A 2,198-nucleotide genomic window follows, 5' to 3' on the forward strand; every position below is an offset into this window, starting at 1 on the left:
GCGACATAGGCGGCGTTTGCATGACCGCCAAGCCTCGGCTAAGCCGCGCCTTCGAAAAGGACAGGCTCAATGAGTGACCCAAAGCTTGACACTGCCAGCGAAACCGTCAGCTTCGGGTATGAAGAGGTGGCCCCCGCCGAAAAGACGCGCCGGGTGGGTGAGGTGTTTCGGTCGGTGGCCAAGCGCTACGATGTCATGAACGATCTGATGTCGGCTGGCATGCACCGGGTCTGGAAGGATGATTTCGTGCGGCTGGTGAACCCGCGGGCTGGCGAAACCATCCTCGATATGGCAGGCGGCACTGGCGATATCGCGTTTCGGCTGGCAGCATCGGGCGCCAGCGTCACCGTGGCTGACATCAATGCCGCCATGCTGGAGGTGGGCATGGAGCGTGCCGCCAAGCGCGGCCTGACCAGCCTCAATTGGCGCGAACAAAATGCCGAAGTGCTGGACTTTGCTGATGGCAGCTTTGATGGCTACACGATCGCGTTCGGCATTCGCAACGTCACCGATATTCCGGCCGCACTGGCCGAAGCCCACCGCGTGCTGCGTTATGGCGGGCGGTTTTTCTGCCTCGAATTTTCCACCACCACCTGGCCGGGCTTTGGCGATATCTACGACGTTTATTCCGAGCAGCTGGTGCCGCGCATCGGCGAGCTTGTGGCCAAGGACGGCGATTCCTACCGCTATCTGATCGAATCAATTCGCCGCTTTCCCAAGATGCCGGAATTTGCCGCGATGATCAGGGCGGCCGGCTTTGGCCAGGTGAAATATCGCCCGATCCTGGGCGGCGCTGTTGCCATCCACAGCGGCTGGAAGCTCTGATTTGACGCGCATATGCTGATCGCGGCGCGGCATCTCTGGCGGCTTCTGGTCTGGGGCCGGCGCATGGCGCGGCGCGGCGTGCTGCGCCCGTTCGAAGCGCCGCAGGTGCCGCTGGCCATCCGTGTTGTCGCCAAAGTCGCGCGCTTTGGCAGCGGCGCGCCGATCACGCCCGATTTTGCCGGCGGCCTTGCGGCGGTTGGCCCCGCCGCCATCAAGCTGGGCCAGGCGCTGGCCACGCGTCCCGATCTGATCGGGCTGGCCGCTGCCAGCGATCTGGCCAAGCTGCAGGACAATATCGCGCCTGTGCCGTTCAGCGCGGTCGAAGCCCAGATCAACGCGGCCTGCGGCGGTGCCTGGCAAAGCCGGTTCCAGAGCATCGATCCTGAGGCCGTCGGCGCCGCTTCGATTGCGCAGGTGCACCGCGGCGTCACCACCGATGGCCGCCACGTCGCCATCAAGCTGCTGCGCCCCGGCATCGAAGCTGATGTGGCATCGGCGCTGCAAACCTACGAATGGGCCGCTGGCCATCTCGAGCTGCTCGGCGGCGAATTTGCCCGGCTGCGGCCGCGCGCCATCATCGCCACCTTCAAAAGCTGGATCGAAGCTGAACTGGACCTGCGCCGCGAAGCAGCAAATTGCTCGGAACTGGGCGAGAATCTGGCCGGCGAAGCCGATTTCGTCGTGCCCGGCGTCGATTGGCAGCGATCGACCCGCAAGATGCTGGTGATCGACTGGATTGACGGCGTCAAAGTCTCCGACCGCGCCGGCATTGCCGCACTGGATGTTGACCGGGCGCATCTGGCGCGGGTGCTGGTCAATGGCTTTCTGGCGCAGGCGATTGCCAAGGGATTTTTCCACGCCGATCTGCACCAGGGCAATTTGTTCATCATCCCGCCGTCCGGCCCCGGCGACACTGCCAAGATCGGCGTGATCGATTTTGGCATCGTCGGCCGCATCAATCGCCGGGCGCGGCTGTATCTGGCCGAAATCCTCTATGGTCTGGTCACCGGCAATTATGCCCGAGTGGCCGAGATCCATTTTGAGGCCGGCTATGTGCCGCCGCACCACAATCCTGGCGCCTTCGCCACCGCGCTGCGTTCGGTGGGGGAGCCGATCCGCGGCCGCCAGGCCAAGGATATCGCCATCACCGATCTGCTGGAGGGCCTGTTTTCGATCACCCGCAGCTTTGACATGCCCGTCCAGCCGCACCTGCTGCTGCTGCAAAAGACCATGGTGATGGTCGAAGGCGTGGCGCTCACCATCGATCCGCAGGTCAACATGTGGGCCGTCGCCGAACCCTATGTCCGGGATTGGGTGCGCGACGAAATGGGCCCGGAAGCCTTGATCGCCGACACGCTGGTGCTCAATTTCCG

General features: G+C 63.9%; 2 protein-coding genes. Both read left to right on the forward strand.

The features are described 5' to 3' along the window. Window positions 1–69 precede the first annotated feature (69 nt). Window positions 70–825, forward strand: a complete 756-nt coding sequence (locus tag ABWP50_RS13390) for a class I SAM-dependent methyltransferase (RefSeq protein WP_353218487.1) — start codon at window positions 70–72, stop codon at window positions 823–825. 12 nt (window positions 826–837) lie between these two features. Beyond that, the coding region (locus tag ABWP50_RS13395) for an AarF/UbiB family protein (protein WP_353218488.1) at window positions 838–2,198 on the forward strand (1,361 nt) is incomplete at its 3' end.

Source organism: Sandarakinorhabdus sp., assembly GCF_040398645.1.
In the GTDB taxonomy this organism is placed as follows: domain Bacteria; phylum Pseudomonadota; class Alphaproteobacteria; order Sphingomonadales; family Sphingomonadaceae; genus Sandarakinorhabdus.

Bases quoted from the DNA above. Each gene is read 5' to 3' on its own strand.
- ABWP50_RS13390 (WP_353218487.1), top strand. From the start codon at position 70: ATGAGTGACCCAAAGCTTGACACTGCCAGCGAAACCGTCAGCTTCGGG.